Raw genomic sequence first — 2,493 nt, 5'->3', positions numbered from 1 at the left:
TCACGTCCTTGTGGAACTCGGCGCGGAAATCCATCGCCAGCCGCGTCACGAACACCACCGCTTCCGGATCATCGGCGTTCACGTGGAACACCGGTGCTTCCAGCATCTTGGCGATGTCGGTGGAATAAAGCGATGTGCGTGCGTGCTCGCGCTGCGCCACCTCGATCGGGTTGTTGGTGGTGAATCCGACCTGGTTGTTGACGATGAAATGCACCGTGCCGCCTGTGGCGTAACCCTTGGCCTGCGAGAGCTGCAGGGTTTCCATGACCACGCCCTGGCCGGCGAAGGCGGCATCGCCGTGCACCAGCACCGGGAGGATGGTGTTGCCGGTCTCGTCGCCGCGGCGATGCTGACGCGACTTCACGGAGCCCTCCACCACCGGGTTGACGATCTCCAGGTGCGACGGGTTGAACGCCAGCACCATGTGCACGCGGCGGCCGTCCACCTCGATGTCGTTGGAGAAGCCCTTGTGGTACTTCACGTCGCCGGAGAACCGCAGATCCTCGGCCGTGATCTTGCCCTCGAACTCGTCGAACAAATCCTTGGGCGACTTGCCCAGAACGTTCACCAGCACGTTGAGTCGGCCGCGGTGAGCCATGCCGATCACGACTTCCTCGACATCGTGCGAGCTGGCGCGACGGATTAGTTCGTCCAGCGCCGGAATCAGGGCATCGCCACCTTCCAGCGAGAACCGCTTCTGGCCGACGTAGCGGGTGTGCATGTAGCGCTCGATACCCTCGGCCGCGGTCAACTGCTTGAGCACTTCCTTCTGCTCGTCGGCGTTCAGCCTGGACTCGTTGATCGTCCCCTCGAGCCGGCGCTGAATCCAGCGCTTCTGCTGCGTCTCGGTGATGTACATGTACTCGGCGCCGATGGAGCCGGTGTACACGGTCTTGACGACATCGATGATCTCGCGAAGCTTCAGGCGATCCGATGTCGCCAGCGAGCCGGTGTCGAACACCGACTCCATGTCCGAGCTGCCGAGGCCGTGGAATGCCGGATCGAGATCGGGCACCGTTGGCGGGTTGGCCAGACCCAGCGGATCCAGCTGTGCGGCCTGATGACCGCGAACGCGGTAGTAGTTGATCAGGCGCAGCACCGACGACTGCTTGGATGCCGCCTGGGCCGACAGACTGCTGCCCTTGCCGGCGCTGACCACCGGCTTGGCGCGAGCCAGTTCGGCGAAGGATCGCTGGATGGGGCTGTGCGCGACATCATGTCGCTGCCCGGCCGCGCCCATGTTCTTGAAGTAGTCGCGCCAACTGGCCTCGACTGAATCCGGATCGGCGAGGTATTGCTCGTACATCGCCTCGACCCAGGCACCGTTCCCCCCGGAGATCGGGGACGTTTCAAGAAAATGCCGCAGTTTTTCGCCGGTCATTTCGGCCTCTGCCGGATATGAATCGGCGAAGTATACGAGCGCTTCTGCCGAGAACCCACCCGACCAAAGTCGGGTTCAGCCCTCCAACTTGTCCGTGCCGGAAGCCCCGGCCTCAACTCCCTGAATCTCAACAAAAATTCGAATGGCAGCAAGCAGTTGCGTGAGAACCGGCAATGCGCCTCATGCCGTTGATTCGGCGGACTGCGAACGCGATCTGCGCAAATGAAACAGCCCCGGCGCTGCGGGGCTGTTCGTCAGGTTCGCCAGAGGCGGCCGAATTACTTCTTTTCGCGGGGCCAGGACGCGGTGAGTTCGGTCAGATACTCCCGGAATTCCTCGGCCAGATCCGGGTGCTTGAGACCCAGTTCCACGTTGGCCTGCAGATAGCCCAGCTTGCTGCCGCAGTCGTAGCGCTTGCCTTCGAACTCGTAGGCCAGCACGGTCTGCTCCTGGATCATCGCGCTGATGGCATCGGTGAGCTGAATCTCGCCGCCGGCGCCGGGCTCGGTGGATTCGAGCAGCTTGAAGATGCGCGGGGTCAGGATGTAGCGGCCGACCACGGCAAGATTCGACGGTGCGTTTTCGGGGTCCGGCTTTTCGACAATGCCGCGGATCTCGCCCAGGCCGGGACCGACCGGTTCCACCTCGACGATGCCGTACTTGTGCACTTCGTCCTTGGGGACACGCTGCACGGCGATGACCGACGTGCCGTATTCCTGGTAGACGCGCTGCATCTGCGCCAGCGCCGGCCGCAGCTTTCCGTCGATCAGGTCGTCCGCCAGGATCACGGCGAAGTCCTCGTCACCCACCGCCGTCCAGGCACAGGAGATGGCATGACCGAGACCGCGGGCCTCCGGCTGGCGGATGTACACGCAGGTGATTCCCGGCGGCAGGATGTCGCGCACTTCCTGAAGCAGCGCGGTCTTGCCCTTTTCCTCCAGCTGCTTTTCCAGCTCGTAGGACTTGTCGAAGTGGTCGAGAATCGAGTTCTTGTTGTTGCTGGTGATGAACACCAGTTCCTCGGCGCCGGCCGACACGGCTTCTTTCACCGCGTACTGGATCAGCGGCTTGTCGACGATTGGCAGCATTTCCTTGGGCATGGCCTTGGTAGC

General features: G+C 62.8%; 2 protein-coding genes. Both read right to left on the bottom strand.

Going from position 1 to position 2,493, the window contains the following annotated elements:
- Positions 1-1,381: thiamine pyrophosphate-dependent enzyme (locus ABNS06_RS00235; RefSeq protein ID WP_348671851.1), on the bottom strand; the 1,381-nt coding region annotated here is incomplete at its 3' end.
- 278 nt (positions 1,382-1,659) lie between these two features.
- Positions 1,660-2,493 (bottom strand): UTP--glucose-1-phosphate uridylyltransferase GalU (gene galU, locus ABNS06_RS00230; protein ID WP_348671849.1); only part of this gene is annotated, 834 nt, incomplete at its 5' end.

Origin of the sequence: uncultured Abyssibacter sp. (assembly GCF_964000955.1) — a bacterium.
GTDB lineage: Bacteria > Pseudomonadota > Gammaproteobacteria > Nevskiales > OUC007 > Abyssibacter.
Note: the sequence above shows the minus strand (reverse complement) of the source record. Positions and strands in the feature narration are given on the sequence as shown.